Origin of the sequence: Brucella pituitosa (genome assembly GCF_003049685.1) — a bacterium.
Classification (GTDB): domain Bacteria; phylum Pseudomonadota; class Alphaproteobacteria; order Rhizobiales; family Rhizobiaceae; genus Brucella; species Brucella pituitosa.
The window spans coordinates 1,673,716-1,697,866 of record NZ_PYSY02000002.1; the positions used below are offsets into that span (position 1 = coordinate 1,673,716).

Here is a 24,151-nt window from a genome sequence, read left to right on the forward strand (position 1 = left end):
AATTGGTCCCTATCATAAAAAATCAATATAGATGTATCGCTGACAGATACACATCACAGCCCGAGGGGGCAAATCAGAAAAATGGGAGTACGCTCGTGTCAAAACGCGTGGCTGTAGCTGGCTTTTTGCATGAAACAAACACGTTTGCTGCCGCTCCTGCAACCATGGCAGCATTCGTTCAGGGCGGCGGATATATCCCGCTTTCGCGTGGTGAAGCGATTATCGAGAATGCTCAAAACGTCAATCTGGGCATTGCTGGTGCACTCAAGTTCGCACAGGAAGCCGGTTGGGAAATCGTGCCGATCCTGTGGGCCGGCGCTATTCCCTCTGCTCCGGTCACCAAAGACGCTTACGAGGCAATCGTCTCCGAGATTGTTGAAGGGTTGAAGGATTGCGGTCCGCTTGACGGCATTTTTATCGACCTGCATGGCGCGATGGTTGCCGAACATGTGGACGATGGCGAAGGCGAACTTCTTGAGCGCGTGCGTGCGGTTCGTGCAAGTGAGCCGTTGGCGGTAGCGCTTGACCTGCATGGCAACATCACGCGTCGTATGTTCGATCATGCCGATGTGATGGTCGGTTTCCGCACTTATCCGCATGTCGATATGGCCGAGACCGGCTATCGGTCAGCTAAAGCCTTACAGGCATTAATGGGCAAGTCCGATGGCTGGCACAAGGCGATGCGGCAGGGTGATTATCTCATTCCTATCGCATGGCAATGCACGGATGAGGAACCGGCCAAAGGCCTGTATGGCATGACGGTGGATGTGCCGGAAGATGTGCTGACAGCTTCTCTTTCATGGGCTTTCCGCTGCCGATTTCGCGGAATGCGGTCCTTCAGTCTTTGCTTACGGGTGGGATAAGCAAGCGGTCGAGAATTGTGCAGATGATATCATGGCGGCACTTTCTGCAGCCGAGCAGTCTTTCGCAGGTGTCTCTTATCAACCAGAAGAAGGGGTTGAGAAGGCAATCGAGCTGGCACGAGATGCTTCTCGTCCTATCATCATTGCTGATACACAAGACAATCCCGGGGCAGGCGGCAGTTCGGATACGACCGGGATGCTTCGTGCGCTTATTGCCTGCGATGCAAAACGTGCGGCGATTGGCTGTATCCACGATCCTGAAGCGGCAAACATTGCACATCAGGCAGGCGAGGGTGCGGAGATTGAAATCTCCCTTGGCGGCAAGTCGGGAATTGATGACGATCAGCCATTCACGGCTACGTTCACCGTAGAAAAACTCTCCGACGGCAAGGCCCATGCGACGGGACCTTATTACGGTGGCACCTGGTTAAACATGGGGCCATCTGCCTGCCTGCGTCTTGGCGGGACACGTGTCGTTGTAACAACCAATCTCGCGCAGATGGCCGATCGCGCGCTCTATCGGATGGTTGGTATTGAACCGGAACAGCAAGCCATTCTGGTCAATAAGAGCTCAGTACATTTCCGGGCCGACTTCGCCCCTATTGCTGAAAAGCTCCTTGTTTGCACAGCCCCCGGTGCAATGCCGCTCAGCCCGGCACAATTGTCATGGAAGCACTTGCGCTCAGGTATCCGGCTTGAGCCGTTGGGAGAAGAATTCAAATAAAACAATAATAACAACCTTCAGAGGAACCAAGTAGATGCAGTTTTTCAAATCAACACAGCCTGGCCCCATCCTCCGCAAACTGAAATATGGGATAGCTGTTTCCCTGATTGCGCTTGGCGCAGGCAATGCATGGGCGGAAACAACGCTCACTGCAGTCATGCATTCCGATTTGCGTATTCTCGATCCGATCATCACCACCGCACATATCACGCGTGATCATGGATATATGATCTATGACGTGCTGATTGCTGTTGATGAAAATTTCAAACCACAGCCACAGATGGCAGATTGGACCGTTTCGGATGACGGTAAGACTTACATTCACGCTACGCGATGGTTTGAAATTCCATGATGGCGCACCGGTAACGGCTGCAGATGCGGTGGCTTCACTTGAACGCTGGGCCAAGCGCGATGCCGGTGGCCAGCTTATCATGGATATCACAGATTCTCTGAAGGCCACTGACGACAAGACCCTTGTCTGGACATTAAAAGAACCGTTCGCTCCCTTCCTCGATACGCTTTCCAAGCAGGCAGCTTTGCCTCCGTTCATTATGCCAGCGCGGATTGCAGCAACGCCCGCTGATACTGCGATTACCGAACATATCGGCTCTGGCCCGTTCAAGTTGGTACCGGCAGAATTCCAGCCCGGCGTTGGCGTCAGCTATCTCAAGAATGAAGATTATGTACCGCGCAGCGAGCCTGCCAGCTGGATGGCAGGTGGTAAGGTTGTCAATGTCGATAAGGTGCGCTGGGTTACAATGACCGACGCCCAAACCGCTGTGAATGCGCTGACAAGCGGTGAAATCGACTATGTCGAACAGATCCCGGTCGATCTCGTGCCGCTGTTTGATGGCGATGATTCCGTTGTTCTGGAACAGCGCGATCCGCTTGGCTATCAGACAATGGGACGCCTCAATTTCAAGCATCCACCTTTCGACAATCCTGACATTCGCCGTGCCGCCTTCCTTACCATGTCGCAGGAACCAGTGCTTGCAGCGCTGATGGCTGATCCGAATTACTACAAGGTTTGCGGTGCGATTTTCGGCTGCGGCACGCCCAATGCTACCAATGTCGGCGCGGAAAGTATCATCGCGCAGGGCAATGTTGAAGAGGCAAAGGAACTGCTCAAAAAGGCTGGTTATGATGGCAAGCCGGTTGTGTTGATGCAGCCGACCGATGTTACCAGTCTGTCGCCTCAGCCAGTCGTTGCAGCACAGCAACTCCGCGCTGCCGGATTCACCGTCGACATGCAGCCGATGGACTGGCAGACGCTCGTCGGTCGTCGTGCGTCAAAAGATGAGCCTTCAAAGGGCGGCTGGAATATTTTCTTCACGAATTGGCAGATTCCAGAAATCGCGACACCGCTTAATTCAGTGATGCTGAATGGCCGCGGCGATCAGGGTTGGTTCGGCTGGCCGAAGGACGACAAGATCGAAGAGTTGAAAAAGGAATATATCGCCGCCAAGACGCCTGAAGAGCAGAAGGCCGTTGTCGAAAAGATACAGGCTCATACGTTGGAGAACGTGCTCTACATTCCGCTTGGTGAATATAACCCACCACAGGCACGCCGCTCCAATGTCATTGATATGCTCGGCTCACCCGTTCCCGTTTTCTGGAACGTGAAAAAGACCGAAGAATAATCTGCCCGCCGCTATCGCGTTCAGTGCGGTAGCGCCCAGTTCAACGCGGAGTCGGTTTTGTACCGGTTCCGCCTCAAGCGGGACGCGCATATGGCTGTCTATCTGTTAAAACGTATCTTTGCGCTCGTGCCGGTGCTGCTGCTGGTATCGGTATTTGTGTTCCTCCTCCTCAGACTGACGCCGGGTGATCCGGCAGCAATTCTGGCAGGCGATGCCGCGACCACCGAACAGCTCGAACGCATCCGCGAGGCAATGGGCCTTAATGAGCCGATCCTCACTCAGTATTTTACCTGGATGGGCAAGATATTGCAGGGTGATCTCGGTGTTTCGCTGATTTCCGGCGTTCCAGTGCTCGATATGGTTTCACAACGTATCGGCCCGACGATTTCGATCGCTGTTCTCACCATTATCATTGCAGTTCTCGCTGCAATTCCGATGGGTGTGATCGCCGCCTGGCGTCATCGTTCATGGATCGACTATCTCGTCATGAGCTTTTCGGTTCTGGGTTTCTCCGTTCCGGTCTTTTTGGTCGGCTATGTTTTGCTGCTCATTTTTTCGGTTAATCTGGGCTGGCTTCCAGTGCAGGGTTTCAAGCCGATTTCATCGGGCTTTGGCGGCTTTATGGAGCGCGCAATATTGCCCGCGCTGACACTGGCTTCGATCTACATCGCACTCATTGCTCGCATGACTCGCGCAGCAATGCTGGATGTTCTGGGCGAAGACTATATTCGCACAGCACGTGCGAAAGGTGTCAGTGATCGCCGTCTTCTGTTCGTCCATGCGCTGAAAAATGCTGCTGTGCCGGTCGTAACTATTGTCGGCACCGGCTTCGCATTGCTGATTTCTGGCGTGGTCGTGACGGAGAGCATCTTCAATATTCCCGGAATTGGCCGCCTGACGGTCGATGCTGTGCTGGCGCGCGATTATCCGGTCATCCAGGCCATGATCCTTCTGACGAGTGCACTCTATGTTTTCGTCAACCTTCTGATTGACCTTTCCTACACACTGTTCGACCCAAGGATACGCTATTGATGCGCTCAGAACCGACATCGGCAGGCATGCACTGGATGCTCCGTCTGTTCTCGCTGCCGCGCGTTACACGTGTTGGTATCGGGCCAATGATTGCCGCTTTTCTTCTCGCCGCAATCCTCCTCCTAACCCTTGTTTCCCCCTGGATCGCTCCCCACGATCCGCTGGCAATGAATCCACTGATGCGGCTGAAGCCGCCTTCCGATGAATACCTGCTCGGAACAGATAATTATGGCCGCGATCTCTTCTCGCGCATGATCCTTGGGGGGCGCATCTCGCTGCTGATCGGATTGTTTGCTGCGGCTGCTTCAATTGGCGTCGGTGTGTTTATCGGGTTGATTGCCGGCTTTTTCCGCACGGCCGATGCAATCATCATGCGCATGATGGATGCCTTGATGGCGATGCCATCGATCCTGATCGCTATCGCGCTGGTTGCGTTGAATGGGCCTTCTATTGGCTCAGTGATTGTCGCCATCACCATCCCGGAGATCCCGCGCGTGGTGCGCCTTGTGCGTTCTGTCATCCTGACTGCGCGTGAAGAGCCTTATGTGGAAGCGGCACTGGCGCTAGGTTCAAGCACACCGAAGATCCTGTTCCGGCATCTTCTTCCTAATACGATGGCACCGCTCATCGTGCAGGGCACTTATATTGTCGCTTCTGCGATCCTCACGGAAGCGATCCTGTCGTTCCTGGGTGCTGGCATCAGCACGGAAATTCCAACCTGGGGGAACATCATGGCTGAAGGCCGTCAGTTCTTCCGCATCAAGCCATCGATCGTGCTCTGGCCGGGCCTGTTGCTGACGCTTTGCGTTCTGTCGATCAATCTGCTGGGCGACGCTGCACGCGACACACTCGACCCACGTCTGAAAAAGCGGGAGGGCTGATATGGAACTGCGTAATCGTGATTTTACACATGAGTCCGTCGTTCTGGAAGTGGAAAACCTTGTGGTGGCGCTTCCCGGTGGTACACCCGTGCTTCGCAGCGTGAGCTTTGATATTCGCAAAGGCGAGACGGTCTGTCTCGTAGGCGAATCCGGCTCAGGAAAGTCGGTGACGTCGCTCACAGCCATGGGACTTTTGCCGAAAGATGCCCTGCTGGTCAAATCAGGTGCAATAAGGCTGGATGACACTGATTTGCTCAAGCTTTCACCCTCTGACATGAAAAGATGCGCTACGCGCATCTCCATGATCTTTCAGGAGCCGATGACTGCGCTCAATCCGGTTATGCGGGTAGGTGAACAGATCACAGAGGTTCTGGACGTTCACACCAGCCTTTCGGCAGAGGCCAAGCGCGCTAAAGTTATCAACATCATGGAGCAGGTGCATCTGCCGGATGTGGAGCGCATTTATCAAAGCTACCCGCATCAGCTTTCGGGCGGTCAGCGTCAACGCATCATGATCGCCATGGCGCTCATTCTTGAGCCTGTGGTGCTGATCGCTGATGAGCCAACTACGGCACTCGATGTGACGACACAGAAGCAAATCCTGTCGCTGATTGCGGAATTGCAGGAAAAGCACGGCACTGCGGTTTTGTTTATCACGCACGATATGGGGGTGGTGGCGGAAATCGCTGACCGTGTCTGTGTTATGCGTCATGGTGAAATCCTGGAGCGCGGAACAATCCGGGACGTTCTGTCGTCACCGCAGCAGCAATATACCAAGGACCTGTTGGGCTCTGTTCCCAGCCTCGTTCCGCGTCTGGCGCGTGAGCCGCAGGGAAGTGAAGCTGTGATCCGCGTTCGCGATCTTGGCATGACCTATCGCAGTGGCGGGATTTTCAGCGCAAAGCCGGGAGTCCATGCCTCTCGCGAGGTGAACTTCGAGCTTCAGCCGGGGCGTACACTCGGTATTGTAGGGGAATCCGGTTCGGGTAAAACTACCGTTGCCCGCTCAATCATGCGGTTGATCGAGCCCACAGAAGGTGAGATCGTCGTGGACGGACGAGACATCGCACATCTCGGAAAACGCGAGATGAAGCCGTTTCGCAAGAAGCTTCAGGTCGTGTTTCAGGACCCGTTTCGGTCATTGAATCCGCGCTGGACGATTGAGCAAAGCCTGACAGAAGGGCCACTTAATTACGGCGTCCCTTATGACGAGGCAGTAGCGGAAGCGAAACGCTTGTTGAAGATCGTCTCGTTGCCCGAAGATGCCCTGAAACGCTATCCGCATCAGTTTTCAGGTGGTCAGCGCCAGCGTATTGCCATCGCGCGCGCGGTCGCGCTCAGACCCGATATTCTGGTGGCCGACGAGGCCGTCTCTGCGCTTGATGTTTCGGTTCAGGCGCAGGTTCTCAATCTGCTTGCCGAGCTGCAGCGTGATACCGGCATCGCTATCATCTTCATCACGCACGACCTGCGTGTTGCCGCACAGATTTGCGATGAAGTGCTGGTGATGAAACGCGGACAAGTGGTTGAGCAAGGCGATGCCGCCGACGTGCTTGGTAATCCATCGCATGAATATACGCGATCATTGATTGAAGCGGCTCCCGGCCGTTTCTGGGACTTTGCGGCTGGACGTCCTGCCGCCTGATCGAAGGGCCGCACGCTGCGGCCCCGGTTATCTTCAATGTTTCAAACAGGAATGAAATCATGCCCGTCATACCGTTTATTGAGGAGAAAGCCGGCGAGATGCGCGCGGTTTTCGAAGACCTTCATCGTCATCCGGAAATCGGTTTCGAGGAGCAACATGCTTCCGGTGTCGTTGCGTCATTACTGGAAAAATGGGGCTTCGATGAAGTCCATACCGGCATTGCGAAGACTGGTGTTGTCGGCATATTGAGAGGTCAAAACGCGGGTAACCGCCGTGTTGGTCTGCGGGCCGATATGGATGCGCTGCCGATTGATGAGATTTCCGGTGTTCCTTATACATCGCAAAATCCGGGCCGAATGCATGCCTGTGGCCATGATGGCCATACGACCATGTTGCTGGGCGCTGCGCAGTATCTTGCGGCGACACGCAACTTCGAAGGGACCGCGGTTTTCGTCTTCCAACCAGCTGAGGAAGGTCTGGGCGGCGCGCGCGGCATGATTGCGGAGGGCCTGTTCGAGCGCTTTCCTTGCGATGAAATCTACGGGATGCACAATCAGCCGCTGGGCACTCTAGGCAAAGCTGTCATTCGTAAGGGTGCTGCCATGGCCGGTGCCAGCTTCTTCGATATCAAGTTGACAGGTAAAGGCAGTCACGCCGCCCAGCCGCACAATGCCCGTGATGTGCTGGTGATCGGTGCCGATCTGGTCGGGCAATTGCAGACCATCGTGTCGCGCAATATTCCGGCAACCGATTCCTGTGTTGTGTCCTGCACGCAGTTTCATACTGGAAGCGCGTATAACATCGTCCCGGAAGTGGCGACTATCACCGGCACAATTCGTTATTTCGAGCAGCGTGTCTGCGATCTTGCAGAAAGCCGTCTGCGCGAAATTTGCGCAGGTGTGGGTGCAGGTTATGGCATCAAAGTTGATGTCGAGCTGCGTAATGTTTTCGATGTCTTGCGCAATGATAGCGAGCTGTCCGATGCCTATATTGCGGCTGCGCGCGATGTGTTGGGTGAGGAAAATGTAACCGACGACTGCCCGGCTTTTATGGGCAGTGAGGATTTTGCCGACATGCTGGCGCGTGTGCCCGGTGCATACATCAATGTGCTGCATGGCGGCAAAGCAGCCTTGCACAATCCTGCCTTTGTACTCGAACCGGAAACGCTGCCAATTGGCGCGTCTATCTATGCCCGGATCGTAGAAACTCGCCTGCCAGTAAACAAGGATCTCGCAGCATGAGCGCGCATGAATTGCCATTTGATCTCGATGATATGATCGCGCGTCTGCGCCCATGGATCGAAACGGAAAGTCCCACATTTGATGCGGATGCGGTTAATCGCATGGTCGATGCAGCCGCCTATGACTTTGCGGCTGCAGGCGCCAGCATTGAGTTTATTCCGGGACGTATGGGCTTTGGTGGCTCACTGCGTGCGCGTTTCCCGCACAAAGATCAGGGCAAGCCCGGCATTCTGGTGTCCGGCCATCTTGATACGGTTCATCCACTTGGCGTGATCGATATCAATCCGTATCGTCGCGAGGGTGGAAAGATTTACGGCCCAGGCATTCAGGATATGAAGGGTGGTAACTTCGTTGCCCTTGAAGCCATGCGACAGATTGCAAGAAGTGGGCTTGTGACCAAGCTTCCAGTTACATTTCTGCTGACACCAGATGAAGAAGTGGGAACGCCTTCGACGCGTGATCTGATCGAGCAGGAAGCACTCAAGAACAAATATGTACTGGTGCCAGAACCTGCGCGCCGTGATGGTGGTGCTGTTGTCGGACGTTATGCGATTGCGCGTTATAATCTTGAGACAGTTGGCAAACCAAGCCATGCGGGCTGGTTGCTGAAGGAAGGTCGTTCTGCAATCCGACGTATGGCTGAAAAGATTATTGAAATTGAAGCGCTCACAACCGATGACTGCACTTTCTCGGTAGGCGTTATTCAGGCCGGGCAGTGGGTCAATTGCGTTTCGTCCAGTTGTAATGCGGAAGCGCTCAGTATGGCCAAAACCCAGAAAGATCTGGAAGACGGCGTTGCACGGATCATGGCTCTTGCGGGAACCAAAGATGATGTCGAGCTGATCGTCACGCGTGGCGTAACACGACCTGTTTGGGAGCCGGGACAACCACAGGATTTGAAGCTTTTCAACTTAGCCAACGAGATCGCAAAAGAGATCGGCTTTACCATGACGGCTCAGAGTTCGGGTGGCGGGTCGGATGGTAACTTTACCGGCGCGCTTGGTGTCCCGACGCTCGATTCCATCGGTGTGCGTGGTGAAGGACTGCATACATTGGGCGAGCATATTTTCGAGGATAGTCTGGTTGAACGTGCCCGTCTTCATGCGGGTCTGTTTCTCTCACTGGAATAACAACCAGAGGTGCGGCCATGGCCGATGCTACAAGATTAACTGCAACCCGCGTACCGGGCTTGCAGAACGATGTCGCGATCAATGTGGATCAGTGGGGGGTTGCCCATATCAGAGCGGAGAACCTGCACGATCTGTTTTTCGCGCAAGGTTGGAACGCTGCGCGTGATCGTCTCTGGCAGATCGATATTGCCCGCAAGCGCGGGCTTGGTCTGTTGGCGCGGGATTTTGGTCCCGGCTATCTTGAGCAGGACAGGGCCGCTCGATTGCTTCTTTATCGCGGTGATATGGCACCGGAATGGAAAGCATATGGGGCGGATTCCGAGGAAATCTGTACCGCTTTTGCTAAAGGCATCAACGCCTATGTTGACGCCTGCAATTCAGGAGAGATAGCACTTCCACCTGAGTTTACGCTGCTCGGTCACAAGCCAGATCGATGGGTGGCGGAAGATGTGGTGCGCGTGCGCACCCATTCGCTGACACGCAATGCATCGTCCGAGCTACTCCGTTCCAAGATTATGGCAATCGCGGGTGTGGAGCTTGGTGCACAGCTTGATTTGCTGCGCAAGGAATTATCGCATGGCGTGATCCCAAAGCCGGTTGAGGGTTTCGACCCGAGTATCATGACCGACAGGGTGTTGCGTGATTTTCAGCTTGCTGTCAGTCCCGCAACCTTTTCGAAGGAACGTCTAGCTGCAACGTTGGATGAAGCTGATCAATGGACCACAATCACTTTATCCGGCGAGATTGTTCGAGCCTCTTTTGAAGAAGGCTCAAACAATTGGGCGATATCAGCGGAAAAGGCGACAACCGGTCGCCCTATATTGGCGCTTGATCCGCATCGCACACATGTTTTGCCTTCGATCCGTTGTGTGGTTCACCTGGCCATGCCGGGTCTTGACGTGGCCGGTGCGGGCGAACCCATGGTGCCCGGAATATCCATGGGGCATAACGGAACCGCCGCCTTCGGTCTCACGATTTTTGGCGCGGATCAGGAAGATATTTATGTCTATCAGACAAAGGCGGGAGACACTGATCAGTATGCCTATCAAGGTGATTGGGAGACCGTTAAAACGATAACGGAGACAATTCCCGTCAAAGGATATCCTGATCAGAAAGTCGAGCTGAAGTTCTCACGCCATGGACCAATCCTCTATGAGGATAAGGAGAACAATCGCGCATTCGGATTGAGAACTGTCTGGATGGATGCAGGCATGGCGCCATATATGGCGAGCCTGTCTGTGATGAGAGCGAAGAACTATGCTGACTATGCAAGTGCGCTGGAAGGCTGGGGTTGCCCTTCCGTCAATCACATCTATGCTGATACAACGAACACGATTGCATGGAAGCCATCGGGTGCCACACCTGTTCGGAACAATTGGGATGGTCTTTTACCTGTTCCCGGTGATGGACGCTACGAATGGCAAGGTTATCTGTCACCAGAAACAGGGCCGTATGAAATCAATCCATCGCGGGGCTTTGTAGCGACGGCCAACGCCATGAATGTGCCGTATGATTGGACTGCCTCGAACCCAGCTATCGGTTATGAGTGGCTGGATAGCAGTCGTCATGACAGGCTCCACAGCGAATTGTCCCGCCAAGAACCCATTTCGCTTGAAGATTGTGCACGACTGCAATGCTCAACATTTTCACCAATCGCTGCCCGCGTATTGAAGTGTCTGAGGGCGTTGCCTGTTCACGACAATGAAATCGAAGCTTGGAAGCTTCTTCAGAATTGGGACGGCAACTTGTCTGCGGACTCTGCAGCTGCCGCCCTTCTCGAGATATGGTTCAGCAAACATCTTGGTCTGCTTGCAGCAACGTCTCAGGGGGCTGTTCCCGGGGTTATGCCGCTGCTGGTGCCATTTGATGCACCAAGCATTGCTTCATGGTTAGAAAACTCCGCCCAGACAGCCGAACATATGGATGCCGTTCTCCAAAGCCTCGCTGATGCATGGGCGGAGTGTGTTTCATTGATGGGAACAGATGCGGAGAAATGGACATGGGGAAGCATTCATAAGCTTACGCTTCGTCATCCCCTTCAGTCACTGACAGACAACAATTGGTCGTTAGAACCCATCGCTTTAGGTGGCAGCAGCTCAACACTCAATTACGCCAATTATCGATTGAGTGATTTCTCGGTTGTCGTGGGACCTTCGGTGCGAATGATTATCGATGTTGGAGCTTGGGACAACAGCCTGTTTGTCAACAATCCGGGCCAATCGGGATCGCCATTGTCGCGGCATTATTCCGATCTTCTGGAGAACTGGCACGAAGGGAAATATGTTCCGCTGGTCTATTCGAAAGAGCGTATTGATGATGCGACGGTCATGAGAATAATGTTGAGTGCGGGCTGAGGAAGTCCGCCTCTCAATAGGATTATTTCATCGTAATGACGACATAGGTCGGATAGACCTCGACGAAAATCAATGGTGTCGCGTTGATGATTGTCGCCTGATCGATTGGTGAAATGCGGACATTGGCAAGCATGTTCTCGAGCTTGGCGCGGTTGTCCTTACTGCTGAAGAATTTGTCTTTTTCATCTTCTGCATCGACTTTGCCAAACTGGTGGACGTTGGCGCGGTCCTGTCTGACAATGCCCGCTACTTTGGTGAGGCGTTGACCGGATGAGCTGTAATGATCGCGCTCGCTTAAACGGGCGTAATAGGTGTCGATTGGTTTCTCAGCGGCTGTCGCCGTTCCTGTAGTCGCCAGCACCATCGCTGCCATCATAGTCGAGCGCATGATATCTCCTTATATCCACCCCAACCACTAGCAGTTTCAGGCGAGTTATTCAGTCTGTTCCTGGCGTTTTACCCGATTTTTTATTGCAATGTAGCAATGGGAGAGTAATCAGCGTCATGACGCATTGTTGCAGGTCAGTTTATTTAGCAACATGACTGAATTTCTGGTTGTCAAAAACTCAGTCGCATTTTTCTGTACGCTATCATCCTGGATTTACAAATTACGTTTCGCCACCGTCTGGCGCTCAATGAGTTTGAAGCCGACATCAACGAGTGAAGATGATACAGGACGTTCATCTGCATCACCTTTTTTCGAAAAGATTGAGCAGTAATTCTCCAGTTTTCACTCCAATTCCAATCGCGTCGACACGTATTGTTGTTATCGCAGGAACCGATTGGCGTGCGATATCGAAGTCACCAAAACCCATCAACGACAATTGCTCGGGCACTTTAATGCCACGACGATGGCATTCCATCAGAGCACCGAAGGCAGAAATATCTGACACGGCAAACACGGCTTCGACATCGGGTGCGCGTTCCAGCAATGTGGAGATGGTGCGCGCACCGTGATCATGCGAAACAGGAGCGGTTCCTTCGCGCACGATCAGTTCATCACTCACCCCCCGCTTCGCGTAGTACTGAGGTAAAGCCCATTAACCGGCTTTCACCACGCAAGTCGATAGCATCGGCGTCAGTGCGTGAACCGAGCGCGCCAATGCGCCGATGTCCGAGCGATAAGAGATATCGTGCGGCAGCGCGTCCAACCTCATAGTTGGAAAATCCGACCGAATGATCAATCGGCTTGTCAGGCTTACCCCATATTTCAACAATCGGAATATCGGCACGCAGCAGCATTTCAGTGGCAGCTTTTGTATGAACTGTTCCCGCGACTACAATCGCATCAGGGCGCCGCTCAAGCATGGCTCGAATAATGCGCTCTTCTTCCTCCAACTTATACATCGTGAAGCCGATCAGCAGTTGATAGCCTTTCGGCCGTAAGGATTCTGCCAGTCCTTGTGCAGTATCGGCGAAGTTCGAGTTCGTCAGGGTTGGCAGAATAGCCGTGATGAAGTTGGTGCGCCGGGAAGAGAGGCTGCCAGCAACACGATCTGGTACGTAACTCAGCTGCTCGATGGCTTCCATTACCCGCTTGCGGGTGGCTTCAGACACCAGATCCGGGTCTGCGAGAACGCGAGACACAGTCATTTGCGATACGCCCGCGAGGCGGGATACGTCTCGCATGGTTGCTTTTCTGGCGGGCGAGGTGATCATGCAAAGTCCTGTTTGATCGGTTGGTTTATCACACGGTCTGGGCCGTGTCGGTTGTTGGTATCTGCTCATAGACGACATGGTAGAAACGGCCGTCAAACATTTCCATCATTCGGTCTGTGATGACGCGCCCCTCAAGCCGTACCGGCGAAGCCAAGGCTTCCTCGACCGCCGCCATCGACGGATAATCTATTTCCTGCACCATGGCGATAGACGGCGAACCGGGGTCCACATTCAACATGCGCATGACCCGCACGGCTTGTGCGTTTGGCATGCGCTTCCAGACTGGAAGCAACTGTTCTTTCACGATGCGAAAGAATTCTTCCTCGCGCCCGGGATGGATCGTGCCTTCAAAAATTGCTGAACGTGTATGCATGATGGGTTCCCTAGTGTCCGTTTTTGTGTTGCAATGATATCGATAACATGCACTATTGCAAGCAACAAGAATGGGAATGAATTACTTCACAACCGGTATTTGGATTTTGGTGCTGATATTCAGCTCAATCAAACTATCAGAAGCATTTTACCCGCTGTCGCTGTGGAAGGGGAGCTTGATATCGCATACGATTTAAGGGGTGCAATCTCGTGAATTGACGATGTTATCGAAAACATCGATCAATAACATAAGAGCGAATGTCAACGTATAACGATGATGTCTTGTTTTCATTCAGGGAGGATTGAGTGAAGGCGGGAAACTGGAGGAGAAATCATGCGTATTCTGAAAACAATTCGTAATTTAGCCATCGGTTTAACAATGGCTGGTATGTTCGGCATGGCCGATGCCCATGCTGTATCCATTAGTGATATTACGGCTCGTGGTACGGTCAAGATTGGCGTGCTGACAGGTGCCCCGCCAATGGGTATGGTTGATGAAAAGGGTAATCCAACTGGCTACGACGTCGATGTCGCCAATCTGTTGGGTACATATCTCAATTTGCCTGTGGAACTTGTCCCATTGACGCCGCCGGCACGTATTCCTGCGCTGCAAACCGGCAAGGTCGACTTCCTCGTTGCGACGCTTTCTCCGACGGGTGAGCGCGCGAAAACGGTGATGTTCACGCAGCCATATAATGCCTTTAATATGGACATCATTTCCGGCCCAGACCAGAACCTTACCAAGCTTGAAGATCTGGCTGGCAAGCGCGTGTCGGTGAACCGTGGTTCGACGCAGGAAACAGCACTCCGCAAAGCCGCGATCCAGGGTCTCGAAATTGTTGTTTACGAAGACGACTCGACAAGCGCACAGGCATTGATTGCCGGACAGGTGGATGCTGTGGCATTGCCTTCAACGGTTGGCGAAGCGATCATCAAGCAGCGCCCTGAAGCAGGGTTAAAGGTTGGCTTTACCTTCTTCCAGCAGGGTAATTCCATGGCGACCAAGCTTGAAGATTTCGAGTTGCGTCAGTGGCTGAATACGGCCATTTATCTGATGAAGATTTCTGGCGATCTGGACAAGATTGCGGTGAAATGGACAGGCCGTCCGATGCCTGACCTGCCATCGTTCTGATTGTTTCACCGTCGGTGCCTCAATGCACCGACGGATTTCTTCACATCGTTGCATAAAAGAATCCGCACAAGCGCTGTTATTCAGCGGGAGGCCGGACCATGTCCTACACTTTTCAGTTCGGGGTCATTGCCCAGTATCAGGATGCCCTGCTGGCAGGCATTTGGCTGACAATCAAACTGTCAATCATGTCTATCGTCTTGGGTTGCGCGGGTGGCGTTTTGTTCGCCTCGCTGCGGTCGATGAACAGCGGAATAATTCGTTTTCTGATTGATGCCTATGTCGAGATCATCCGCAATACACCGTTTCTGGTGCAATTGTTCATCATCTATTTCGGGCTGCCTGCCATAGGCTTCCGTGTGGGTGCCGAAGTTGCGGCCCTCATTGGCATGACAATTAATCTCACAGCCTATTCTACGGAAATCATCCGCTCAGGTATTGAGGCTGTCCATAAATCGCAGATTGAGGCAGGTGAGGCACTCGGTTTCACTCGGCTTCAGATTTACCGTCATGTGATCATTCTGCCGGCTTTGGCAAAGGTCTATCCGGCCTTATGCAGCCAGTTCGTGTTGATGATGCTCGCATCCAGCGTTTGCTCTGTTATTTCAACGCAGGAGCTGGCCGCATCTGCCGCCTTCGTTGAATCCCAAACCTATCGTTCATTCGAGGTCTATATCGTCGTGACCCTGATTTATCTGGGACTGGCATTGTGCTTGCGCGCTGTCCTTGCACTGGTCGGGCTTTGGCTGTTTGGTCGCCGTGTTGCCCGCCGCACTGTAGTAGCAATTCCGGAGGCGTCAGCATGACTTTTCGCAGCTTCGGACCAGACGAATTTCTGTTTCTGCTTACGGGCTTGCAGTGGACGGTACTATTGACTGCTATCGCATTGATCGGCGGCGGCATTGCCGGGTTTTTGATCGCGCTAGCCCGTGTTTCTACGATCAAATGGCTGCGTGTGGTCGCTGGCACTTATATCCAGATCATTCAGGGTATCCCCGTGCTGATGATCCTGTTTCTCTCTTACTATGGTTTGAGCCTCGCAGGATTTGATCTGCATCCGCTGATTGCCGCCGGGGCATCGATGTCGATATATGCATCGGGCTATCTGGCAGAAATCTGGCGCGGTTGCATTCAGTCAGTTCCCAAACAGCAATGGGAAGCATCTGAGTCACTCGCTATGACGCGCGCTCAGCAGTATCGTTATGTGATCCTGCCGCAGGCTGTCCGCATTTCCTTGCCGTCAACGGTCGGTTTCGCTGTGCAGGTCGTCAAGAACACCTCGATCGCGTCGATTATCGGCTTTGTCGAACTGGCCCGGGCAGGCACGCTCATCAACAATGCAACGTTCCAACCATTCCGCGTTTTTGTGGTGGTCGCAGCGCTCTATTTCGCTGTTTGCTACCCATTGTCATTGCTATCGCGCTGGCTGGAAAGGAGGCTCAATGTCTGAAGTCGTCATCAATAATGTTCACAAGAGCTTCGGCAATGTCGAAGTCCTCAAAGGTGTCTCTCTTGCAGTTGAACGCGGTGAAGTTTTTGCCCTCATCGGTCGCTCAGGCTCGGGAAAAAGCACATTGCTGCGCTGCATCAACGGGCTCGAGAAGATCAACTCTGGCGAGATCGAAATCGCTGGTCATAAAGTGACCAGTGACGCCGCTCAGTTGCGTAAGCTGCGCAAAGACGTGGGCATCGTCTTCCAAAGCTACAACCTGTTTCCGCATCTGACAGTTGGGGAAAACATCATGCTCGCGCCGAAAATCGTGAAGGATGTCCCAAAAGCCGATGCGCGAAAAAAGGCCGAGGAGGTTTTGAAGCTCGTCGGGCTTTCAGAAAAGTTCGATGCCTATCCGGATCAATTGTCGGGCGGCCAGCAGCAGCGTGTTGCTATTGCGCGTTCTTTGGCGATGCAGCCTAAGGTTATGCTGTTCGACGAAGTGACATCCGCACTTGATCCGGAACTCACGGAAGAAGTGTTGAATGTGATGGAAGAACTGGCGCGCGGCGGCATGACGATGATCCTTGTCACGCACGAAATGGCCTTTGCCAGACGCGTCGCGACGAAAACCATTTTTATGCATCAGGGCACGATCTGGGAAGAGGGGCCTTCAGCCGAGCTGTTTGCCAACCCCAAGACTGCTGAACTTCGTCAGTTCGTTAAATCGGACGTCAAATAGCTCCCGAAATATCCATTGAAGAGAAATAGTATGTCCGTTGAAATACTCCAGCTTTGCCCATTGATCCCCGCGATGGAGCAAAGCCTGAACGAGCAGTATAAAGTCCATCGCTGGTTCGAGATTGCAGATCAGAATGCGTTCCTGAATGCACATGCTGACAAGGTTAAAGGCGTTGTCACCGGCGGTCATATAGGCATTCCAAATGAACTGGCAGATCGTTTGCCCGCGCTTGAAATTGTCGCCATCAATGGCGTTGGGTTTGACAAGGTCGATCTGCCAAAGGCACGCCAAAGAGGATATGGCGTTTCAAATACGCCGGATGTTTTGACAACCGATGTGGCCGATACAGCGATTGGTCTCATTATAGCTCAGGCGCGCCACATTGCGAGTGCTGATGCCCATGTGCGTAAGGGAAATTGGCCAAAAGCCGAAATCGGGCTTGGCACACGCGTCAGTGGGCGGCGGTATGGGATCTTTGGCTTGGGTCGTATCGGCAAGGCAATTGCCCGGCGGCTGGAGGGCTTTGATGGGCAGATCAGCTATACTGGCAGGGCAAAGCAGGATGTTGATTACGACTATTACCCAAGCCTTCTGGAGCTTGCGCAGAACTGCGATGTTCTGGTGATAGCTGCCGCAGCAAGTGCTGAAACCCGCCATGCGATCAATGCCGATGTGCTCGCAGCCCTCGGATCAAATGGTGTGTTGATCAATATCGCGCGTGGTTCGCTTGTCGATGAAGTGGCGCTGGTTAAGGCGTTGCAGTCCGGGCAACTTGGCGGTGCCGGGCTTGATGTCTTTGAGAATGAGCCAACGGTTCCTGCCGAACTCTATGACATGCCGAATGTGGTACTCACACCGCATATTGGCAGTGGAACGCATCAGACCCGAAAGGCAATGGCTGATCTCGTTTTGGCAAATCTGAGCGCGCACTTCAGCGGCAAAGAACTGGTGACTCCGGTCGTATAGAACGCCGTGCGCCCTCTTGGACGCACAAAGGTCGCTCTAACAGTTTAAATTATGCAGTAGCCGAGCATTTCGAGTAGGCTGAAAACAATGAAGGCGGCCAATGGCCGCCTTTCTTACGATAACTTGCCGTCGAGCAGGCGCATCATCTCGGCGGAATCCCTGTCACCCAATCCTGCTGCACAGAGAAGCCTGTGGATTTCAACAGCCTGCCCTGTCATTGGCAGCGGGGTCTTCGTCTTCATGGCAAAAGCTTGGAGTGCGTCCAAGTCTTTCAGCATGTTGTCGATGCGTCCGGTAGGTGTGTAGTCGCGGGCCGCGAACTTTCCCATGAACTCCTGCATGATACGGTTGTCGGCTCGCCCGCCTGCCAGTGCTTGTGGAATAATTGCCGGGTCCACACCGCCAGCTTCTGCGAGCTTAACGGCTTCTGCTACGGCCTGAAACGCCACAGCGCAGAAAAGCTGGTTGATGAGTTTGGTCGTCTGGCCCGCTCCACTTGGGCCCATCAATGTGTAGTTGGTGCTAAGATGTTGCATCACGGTATAGGCGTGATTGAAGTCTTCTTTTTCACCGCCCGCGACGATGGTCAGCTCCCCAGTCAGTGCGCGCGGTGCACCACCAGACAGTGGGCAATCAACCCATTTCATGCCCGTTTCAGAAGCGAGTTTCTCTGCCATTTTTGCAGTTTCTGACGGATCTATGGACGACATGTCGATGAGGGTTTTCCCTGCGGATGCTGCTTGTGCAACGCCACCCTCTCCAAACACAACGCTGCGCACGATATTGGCATGGTTGAGGCTCAGAATGACAAAGTTACTCTCTGCGGTAGCTGTAGCCGGAGATTCTGCGGCTGTTGCACCTTTCTCGACAAGCCTGGCTACCTTATCGGCGTCCAGATCAAAAACTCGCACTCTGTTGCCAGTTTCAAGCAATCGGGTGGCGATCGCCGTGCCCATGATGCCTGCACCGATGACCGCGACATTTGAAGTCTTGCTCATCAATCTTCTCCCATGATTGACGTAGAATCCATGCTCAGACGCTGGCGGTCATACCACCATCGACATGGAGCACCTGACCATTGACGAAGGACGAGGCATTGCTGCTCAGATAGACTGCAGCCCCACCAGCTCTTCCACGTTACCCCATCGGCCTGCGGGTGTGCGCTTTCAAGCCAGCCAGTGAACTCTGGATTGTCGACCAGTGCCTGATTGAGCGGCGTTTTGAAGTAACCGGGAGCGATAGCATTGATCTGGAGGCCATATTTGGCCCAGTCGGTGGCCATGCCGCGCGTTAGATTGCGCACAGCGCCTTTCGTTGCGGTATAGGGTGCAATGGATGGACGTGCCAATTCACTCTGAACTGAGGCAATATTGATAATCTTGCCGTGCCTACGACCGATCATATGGCGCGCCACAGCAGCCGACGTAAAAGACGCTGGAAACATTGGTTGCAAGCAACTGCTGCCATTTGTCGTCGGGAAAGTCTTCAAGTGGCGCACGAAACTGCATGCCTGCGTTATTGATAAGAATTTCGGTGGGGCCGATTTCGCGTTCAATCGCGTCGACACCTGCCTTCACCGCTTCAATATCAGTGACGTCAAAATAGGAGGCATGTGCCTTGTGGCCTGCATCTCTCAAATTTTTTACCGCTGTGTCGACTTTGGTTTGATCGCGACCGTTGATAACTACTTCGGCACCATGCTCGGCGAGGCCTTGAGCCAGAGCCAGGCCAATGCCCTGACTTGAGCCGGTTATCAGGGCCAGTTTGCCCGTCAGGTCGAAGAGCGGAAATGTCATTGGTTCCTCCCAGATATCGAAATGCTTTATCAGTCATTGACAGTATTGTTCTTGCATAAATGTTATCGATAACATATGCAAGTTAGATCAGGGAGGACCGCATGAAAACTGTCGTCATTCACGCCGCTAAAGACCTCAGAATTGAGGAGCGCGAACCTGAAGCTGTCAGCTCAGGTCAGGTTGAGATTGCCATTGAGGCAGGTGGGATTTGTGGTTCCGACCTCCACTATTATAACCACGGCGGTATCGGGGCCATTCGCCTGCGCGAACCGATGATACTCGGTCATGAAGTGGCGGGAACCATCACAGCTCTGGGGAATGGTGTGAGTGGTCTGGCTATTGGCGATCAGGTGGCTGTCTCGCCGAGCAGGCCTTGCAATGCTTGTCAGTATTGCCTCAAGGGCATGCAGAACCACTGCCTGAATATGCGCTTTATGGCAGCGCCATGCCCATGCCACATATTCAGGGTGCCTTTCGTCAAAGACTGGTCGCCGAAAGCTGGCAATGCCACAAGGTCGGCGACGGTATCTCCATTCACGAGGCTGCATTTGCTGAACCTTTGGCTGTGACACTTCACGCTGTCGCACGCGCTGGATCACTGCTGAACAAGCGCGTGCTCGTGACACTCTGGACCAATTGGTGCTTTGATTGTCATTGCTGCACGCGCCCATGGTGCGCGCGAGATCGTCGCGACCGACGTGATGGAGCCAGTGCTCAAAAAGGTCAGGGAAGTTGGCGCAGATCGGACCATTAATGTGGCGGAGAACCCGGAGCAGTTGACGAGCTATGCGGCAAACAAAGGCTACTTCGATGTCATGTTTGAAGCATCTGGCAATGAGCGCGCAATGCGGGCGGGATTAGAAGTGCTGAAGCCGCTTGGCATTCTGGTACAGGTCGGCCTTGGGGGCGATGTTTCCATTCCACAAAATATTGTGGTTTCAAAAGAAATCGATATGCGCGGCTCATTCCGGTTTCATGAGGAGTTTGGTCTTGCGGTCGATATGATCAACCGCAAAACCGTCGATGTGAAGCCACTTCTAAGTTCCGTCTATCCGCTTGAAGACGTTCTCTCAGCTTTTGAGATTGCCGGGGATCGCAACCAATCCATGAAGGTTCAGTTGACGTTTTAGAGACTTATTGGCGGGGAGTTCTCGCATAGCGGTTCATGCCGATATCTTTTGACGTTGCCCGGCGATGGATTTCGGCCATGGTCGAATGAAACGCGGCGTTGCGTTGTTCCAGCTTGGCATGTTCCGCGAGATGTGCCGGCACAAGTTCACGGATTTCAGCAAGGATAGTGGCCTCATTGATTGAGCGCATACGCCCCTGATGAACGACGATTTCACCAGCCACCATAACAGTCTCGATCGATGAGCCATTCTCTGAATAGACCAGATGCCGCGCAACGTCATTGAGCGGTGTAAAGCTGAGGGTGGTCAGATCGAGGATCAATAAGTCTGCTGCCTTGCCGACTTCAAGTGAGCCGGTGACGTTTTCGAGCATCGCGCTGCGCGCACCATTAATCGTGGCCATCTTGAGTATCTCGTCGGCATAGATCCATTGCTTGTAATCAGGGCCGGATACACTGTGGATCAGTCCTGCCACACGCATAACGTCGAAAATGCGAGCGGTATCGTTCGAAGAAACACCATCCGTTCCAAGTCCAATGGTCACGCCTGCATCGATAAGCTGGCGAATGGGCGCAATGCCCGCGCCAAGCTTTTGATTGGAAATCGCATTATGTGCAACTGAACATTTGGCCGCGCCCATTAGTTCTATGTCTTGCTCGCTGACCCAGACAGAATGGGCAACAGTGGTGTTGCGCGAGAGAACCCCCAAATCGTGCATATAGGCGATGAGACTCTTGCCATAGAGCTCGTGGCCAGTAACGGCCTGGGTTTTTGTTTCAAGAATATGGGTATGCAAAGGCACACCCATTTCTACTGCAAGGGCATGACAGGCCTGAAGCAACTCCGAGGTACAGCGCTGCGGTGCAGACGGTGCCAGCATAAAATTGATACGACCAGCCGCGCCATGCAGCGCAGAGAAGGCAGAACGGCAATAATCCATATAGGCGTTGGCTGACATCGGCGATCCGAAATCGAGCTGTTTCTGCAAATCGAGCGGCATTACCTCTCGGGCATAAGGCAGTGCGTCCAACGTATGGATATTCATCGCAGCGCTCGACACATTGGCCCTAATGCCAGCGTCTTCATATGCTTTGAAAACGGCTGAAAGCCGGGACAGATCATGTACAGGCGGGTCGAAAAAATCGTCGCATATCGTTGTGACGCCATTGCGCAACGACTCCATCGCTAACAGCAGGCTGCGAAGATAAAGCAGTCTTTCATCAATGACTGGCCCCATTAGCAACGGATAGGCGTAGAGCAACCAGATTTCGAGCGGCATGCCTTCATAGCGCCCGCGAAAGAATGTCTCGCTGGAATGTGTATGAGCGTTGATAAGACCAGGCATGATGAGCCGGTTCTTGCCATCAATAATAGTTGCATCGGGAGCAGACAAGAGATTCTGCCCGATAGCAGAAATCCGCCCATTCTCAATCAGGAGGTCGCCCTGAATTGGGCGACTTCCATGTTGCGCGCACATTGTCAGGACAGTCGCGTTCTTGATTATCGTCTGCTTCTGTTTCATGGTCATCGATCCGTCCTGATTGTTGCGACTACTGATCTCGTAGTTCACTAAAGCCGCTGGCGGCCTTTGTGCCACCGCGCAACTGAGTACTGACCCAGATTCCGACAACGGTGGCGATATAAGGAAGCGCAAGCAGGAGATCATGGGGGGACACGATCGCCGAAAGCGAGCTGTGCCCTGATGCCGAGCGCGCCCACAACCGCGAAGAACGTGGCTGCCAGACTTGCACCAATCGGATGACCCGCGCCAAAAATAACGGCGGCAAAACCCATAAAACCACGACCGGCAGTCATGTTCTGAGTAAAGATCTGAAGGCTACCGGCTGCAAGCTCTGCGCCTGCGAGTGCACATAGTATCCCACCAATCATCAGTGCTACGAGACGCATAACGGCTGGATTGACACCAACACTGCGCGCTGCAAATGGATGTTCGCCCGCTGCCGCCAGACGCAGACCGAAACGCGTCCTTCGCAAGACGACCCACATGGCGAATACGACAAACGGCATCATCAGGACGAGGATCGAAAGTGAGCCATATGCCCCGAAAGCCGGCCCAATGCGCGGCAGGCCAAAGGGAGCACTAACGGCTGCTTGTGTTCCGAAAATCGATTGTACAGCAAGAGCAGTGCCGCCTAGACCCAATCCGGTAAGCCCGAGACCTGCGATGATCTGATTGGCTTTGAGTTTTTCGACCACAAACCAGAAGAGGATCGATCCGACGACACATACGACAATGGCAATCAAAAGCGCAAACCAGATTGATTGTGTGAGTACAATGCCGATGATTGTCGCGCAGGCACCTGCAATCATCAGGCCTTCAAGCCCCAGATGCCAGATACCGGTTCGCTGAGCGATGACGCCTGCAAGGGTGACATAAATCAGCGGTGTGCCTGAACGCAGGATCGCGATTACGAAGTCTTCCATATCCGTCCTCCGAGTTTTGCTATCCGGTCGACGACACTGGATTTTGCGGTGATGAAAAGAGCAATGGCTGCATTGATGATGTCGATTGCCGAGGAAGGCAGGCCAGCCATAATCGGGAGATAAAGAGCGGCTGAAGCGAGACCACCGAAAAACAACGCTACGAAAGCCGTTCCGACAACGGAGAAATTGGCGACAAGTGCGATCAGGATTGCCGTAAATCCATGCCCCGGCAGGAAGCCGCCAGTCAGACGGCCATTGGGGCCCATGAATTCAATTGTACCTGCAAGACCTGCAAGGGCACCGCTCAGAAGGAAGCTGGCAAGCCCGATGCGCCATGTTCGGGCACCCTGCCATTGCACCATTGTCGGGTTGCGCCCGCAAGTCCCGAAAGCACGCCGAAAGCGGTTCGGTTGATCAGAAACCACATAGCCAGACCAACAATAACGGCGATGGCAATGATGGTGGGCGATAGTCCGAGAGAGTCACTGATGCGGTAGACGCCTGCCAATGGGCGGCTCGATGCCTGCTGTCCTGTACCGGAGGGGTCTTTAAGAGGCCCCGCCGTGACATAGAGGAGAAACAGTCCCGCAATGAAATTACCCATAAGGGTGGTGATGACTTCATCAGCGCCGGATTTTAGTCGCAACAGTCCGGGCCAGAGAGCCCACAACGCGCCACCAGTCATGCCAGCAAGGAAACAAGCGGTTATGAGGACTGGCGCAGGCGCACCATTCAGCCATTCGGCCATGAATGCGGCTGCAATGGCACCCATATAGAATTGTCCTTGCGCACCGATATTGAAGTAGCCTGCGCGAAAGGACACAGCAACGCCAACCGCTGTGATGAACAGTGGCAGGCCCCATCGCAAAGCTTGTTGCAGCGCGCCGGGCCGCAGGAAGGCTCCTCGGCAATAGACTGGAACATCAGCCCGGTTGAATAGCCTGCGGCCTGAAAGATGATGCCGCATAGT

The 24,151-nt window shown here is 53.5% G+C and carries 18 protein-coding genes and 5 pseudogenes; 14 read left to right on the forward strand and 9 right to left on the reverse strand.

What is annotated here, in order from left to right; all coding sequences use genetic code 11:
* Nucleotides 1-95 precede the first annotated feature (95 nt).
* From C9380_RS20125 to C9380_RS20160, 8 genes and pseudogenes are all read left to right on the forward strand, one after another.
* Nucleotides 96-1,587, forward strand: a pseudogene (locus C9380_RS20125) (M81 family metallopeptidase).
* 34 nt (nucleotides 1,588-1,621) lie between these two features.
* Nucleotides 1,622-3,227: pseudogene (locus C9380_RS20130) on the forward strand (ABC transporter substrate-binding protein).
* A gap of 90 nt (nucleotides 3,228-3,317) precedes the next feature.
* A complete protein-coding gene (locus tag C9380_RS20135) occupies nucleotides 3,318-4,259 on the forward strand; it encodes an ABC transporter permease (RefSeq protein ID WP_024898025.1) in 942 nt (313 codons plus the stop codon).
* Between the two features lie 35 nt (nucleotides 4,260-4,294).
* Complete coding sequence (locus C9380_RS20140) at nucleotides 4,295-5,140, forward strand: ABC transporter permease (protein ID WP_374844467.1); 846 nt, start codon at nucleotides 4,295-4,297, stop codon at nucleotides 5,138-5,140.
* A 1-nt stretch (nucleotide 5,141) separates the two neighbouring features.
* A complete protein-coding gene (locus tag C9380_RS20145) occupies nucleotides 5,142-6,785 on the forward strand; it encodes an ABC transporter ATP-binding protein (protein WP_128094414.1) in 1,644 nt (547 codons plus the stop codon).
* 59 nt (nucleotides 6,786-6,844) lie between these two features.
* Entirely contained in the window at nucleotides 6,845-8,026 is a 1,182-nt protein-coding gene (locus tag C9380_RS20150; protein WP_100556730.1) for a M20 aminoacylase family protein, read from the forward strand.
* On the forward strand, nucleotides 8,023-9,156 hold the full coding sequence (locus C9380_RS20155) for a M20/M25/M40 family metallo-hydrolase (RefSeq protein ID WP_024898021.1): 1,134 nt from the start codon (nucleotides 8,023-8,025) through the stop codon (nucleotides 9,154-9,156). The genes C9380_RS20150 and C9380_RS20155 overlap by 4 nt, the downstream gene beginning before the upstream one ends.
* A 17-nt stretch (nucleotides 9,157-9,173) precedes the next feature.
* Entirely contained in the window at nucleotides 9,174-11,510 is a 2,337-nt protein-coding gene (locus tag C9380_RS20160; RefSeq protein ID WP_128094415.1) for a penicillin acylase family protein, read from the forward strand.
* 22 nt (nucleotides 11,511-11,532) lie between these two features.
* On the opposite strand, the gene C9380_RS20165 is transcribed toward C9380_RS20160, so the two are convergent.
* From C9380_RS20165 to C9380_RS20175, 3 genes and pseudogenes are all read right to left on the reverse strand, one after another.
* Nucleotides 11,533-11,898 carry a hypothetical protein gene (locus C9380_RS20165; RefSeq protein WP_100556733.1) on the reverse strand — a complete coding sequence of 122 codons (366 nt, stop codon included), beginning with the start codon at nucleotides 11,896-11,898 and terminating at the stop codon, nucleotides 11,533-11,535.
* A gap of 213 nt (nucleotides 11,899-12,111) precedes the next feature.
* Nucleotides 12,112-13,139: pseudogene (locus C9380_RS20170) on the reverse strand (LacI family DNA-binding transcriptional regulator).
* Nucleotides 13,140-13,197: 58 nt separating this feature from the next.
* On the reverse strand, nucleotides 13,198-13,542 hold the full coding sequence (locus C9380_RS20175; RefSeq protein WP_100556734.1) for a hypothetical protein: 345 nt from the start codon (nucleotides 13,540-13,542) through the stop codon (nucleotides 13,198-13,200).
* 378 nt (nucleotides 13,543-13,920) lie between these two features.
* Between C9380_RS20175 and C9380_RS20180 the strand changes: the two genes are divergently transcribed.
* From C9380_RS20180 to C9380_RS20200, 5 genes are all read left to right on the forward strand, one after another.
* Entirely contained in the window at nucleotides 13,921-14,673 is a 753-nt protein-coding gene (locus C9380_RS20180) for a transporter substrate-binding domain-containing protein (protein WP_374844468.1), read from the forward strand.
* Nucleotides 14,674-14,771: 98 nt separating this feature from the next.
* Complete coding sequence (locus C9380_RS20185; protein WP_024898015.1) at nucleotides 14,772-15,476, forward strand: amino acid ABC transporter permease; 705 nt, start codon at nucleotides 14,772-14,774, stop codon at nucleotides 15,474-15,476.
* Complete coding sequence (locus C9380_RS20190; RefSeq protein WP_024898014.1) at nucleotides 15,473-16,120, forward strand: amino acid ABC transporter permease; 648 nt, start codon at nucleotides 15,473-15,475, stop codon at nucleotides 16,118-16,120. Before C9380_RS20185 ends, C9380_RS20190 begins: the two co-directional genes overlap by 4 nt.
* Nucleotides 16,113-16,844 (forward strand): amino acid ABC transporter ATP-binding protein, encoded by a 732-nt coding sequence (locus C9380_RS20195; protein WP_024898013.1) that lies wholly within the window; start codon nucleotides 16,113-16,115, stop codon nucleotides 16,842-16,844. Before C9380_RS20190 ends, C9380_RS20195 begins: the two co-directional genes overlap by 8 nt.
* 30 nt (nucleotides 16,845-16,874) lie before the next feature.
* Nucleotides 16,875-17,810: a 2-hydroxyacid dehydrogenase gene (locus tag C9380_RS20200; RefSeq protein WP_128094416.1), complete on the forward strand. Its 936-nt coding sequence runs from the start codon at nucleotides 16,875-16,877 to the stop codon at nucleotides 17,808-17,810.
* 113 nt (nucleotides 17,811-17,923) lie between these two features.
* Here the strand turns inward: C9380_RS20200 and C9380_RS20205 are convergent, their stop codons facing one another.
* Both C9380_RS20205 and C9380_RS20210 read right to left on the reverse strand, forming a co-directional pair.
* Nucleotides 17,924-18,808 carry an NAD(P)-dependent oxidoreductase gene (locus tag C9380_RS20205; RefSeq protein ID WP_105706097.1) on the reverse strand — a complete coding sequence of 295 codons (885 nt, stop codon included), beginning with the start codon at nucleotides 18,806-18,808 and terminating at the stop codon, nucleotides 17,924-17,926.
* Between the two features lie 34 nt (nucleotides 18,809-18,842).
* A pseudogene (locus tag C9380_RS20210) lies at nucleotides 18,843-19,606 on the reverse strand (SDR family oxidoreductase).
* A gap of 101 nt (nucleotides 19,607-19,707) precedes the next feature.
* Here C9380_RS20210 and C9380_RS20215 point away from each other — a divergent pair.
* Nucleotides 19,708-20,736, forward strand: a pseudogene (locus C9380_RS20215) (L-idonate 5-dehydrogenase).
* Between the two features lie 4 nt (nucleotides 20,737-20,740).
* Here the strand turns inward: C9380_RS20215 and C9380_RS20220 are convergent.
* The 4 genes from C9380_RS20220 to C9380_RS20230 all read right to left on the reverse strand — a co-directional run bounded on the left by C9380_RS20220 (nucleotide 20,741) and on the right by C9380_RS20230 (nucleotide 24,148).
* Nucleotides 20,741-22,264: an amidohydrolase family protein gene (locus C9380_RS20220; protein WP_128093669.1), complete on the reverse strand. Its 1,524-nt coding sequence runs from the start codon at nucleotides 22,262-22,264 to the stop codon at nucleotides 20,741-20,743.
* 134 nt (nucleotides 22,265-22,398) lie between these two features.
* Complete coding sequence (locus C9380_RS20225) at nucleotides 22,399-23,181, reverse strand: ABC transporter permease (RefSeq protein WP_252869793.1); 783 nt, start codon at nucleotides 23,179-23,181, stop codon at nucleotides 22,399-22,401.
* Nucleotides 23,166-23,543: an ABC transporter permease subunit gene (locus C9380_RS28550; RefSeq protein WP_353954645.1), complete on the reverse strand. Its 378-nt coding sequence runs from the start codon at nucleotides 23,541-23,543 to the stop codon at nucleotides 23,166-23,168. The genes C9380_RS20225 and C9380_RS28550 overlap by 16 nt, the downstream gene beginning before the upstream one ends.
* Nucleotides 23,486-24,148, reverse strand: coding sequence for an ABC transporter permease (locus C9380_RS20230; RefSeq protein WP_353954646.1), 663 nt, complete (start codon nucleotides 24,146-24,148; stop codon nucleotides 23,486-23,488). Before C9380_RS20230 ends, C9380_RS28550 begins: the two co-directional genes overlap by 58 nt.
* Between the last annotated feature and the right edge of the window lie 3 nt (nucleotides 24,149-24,151).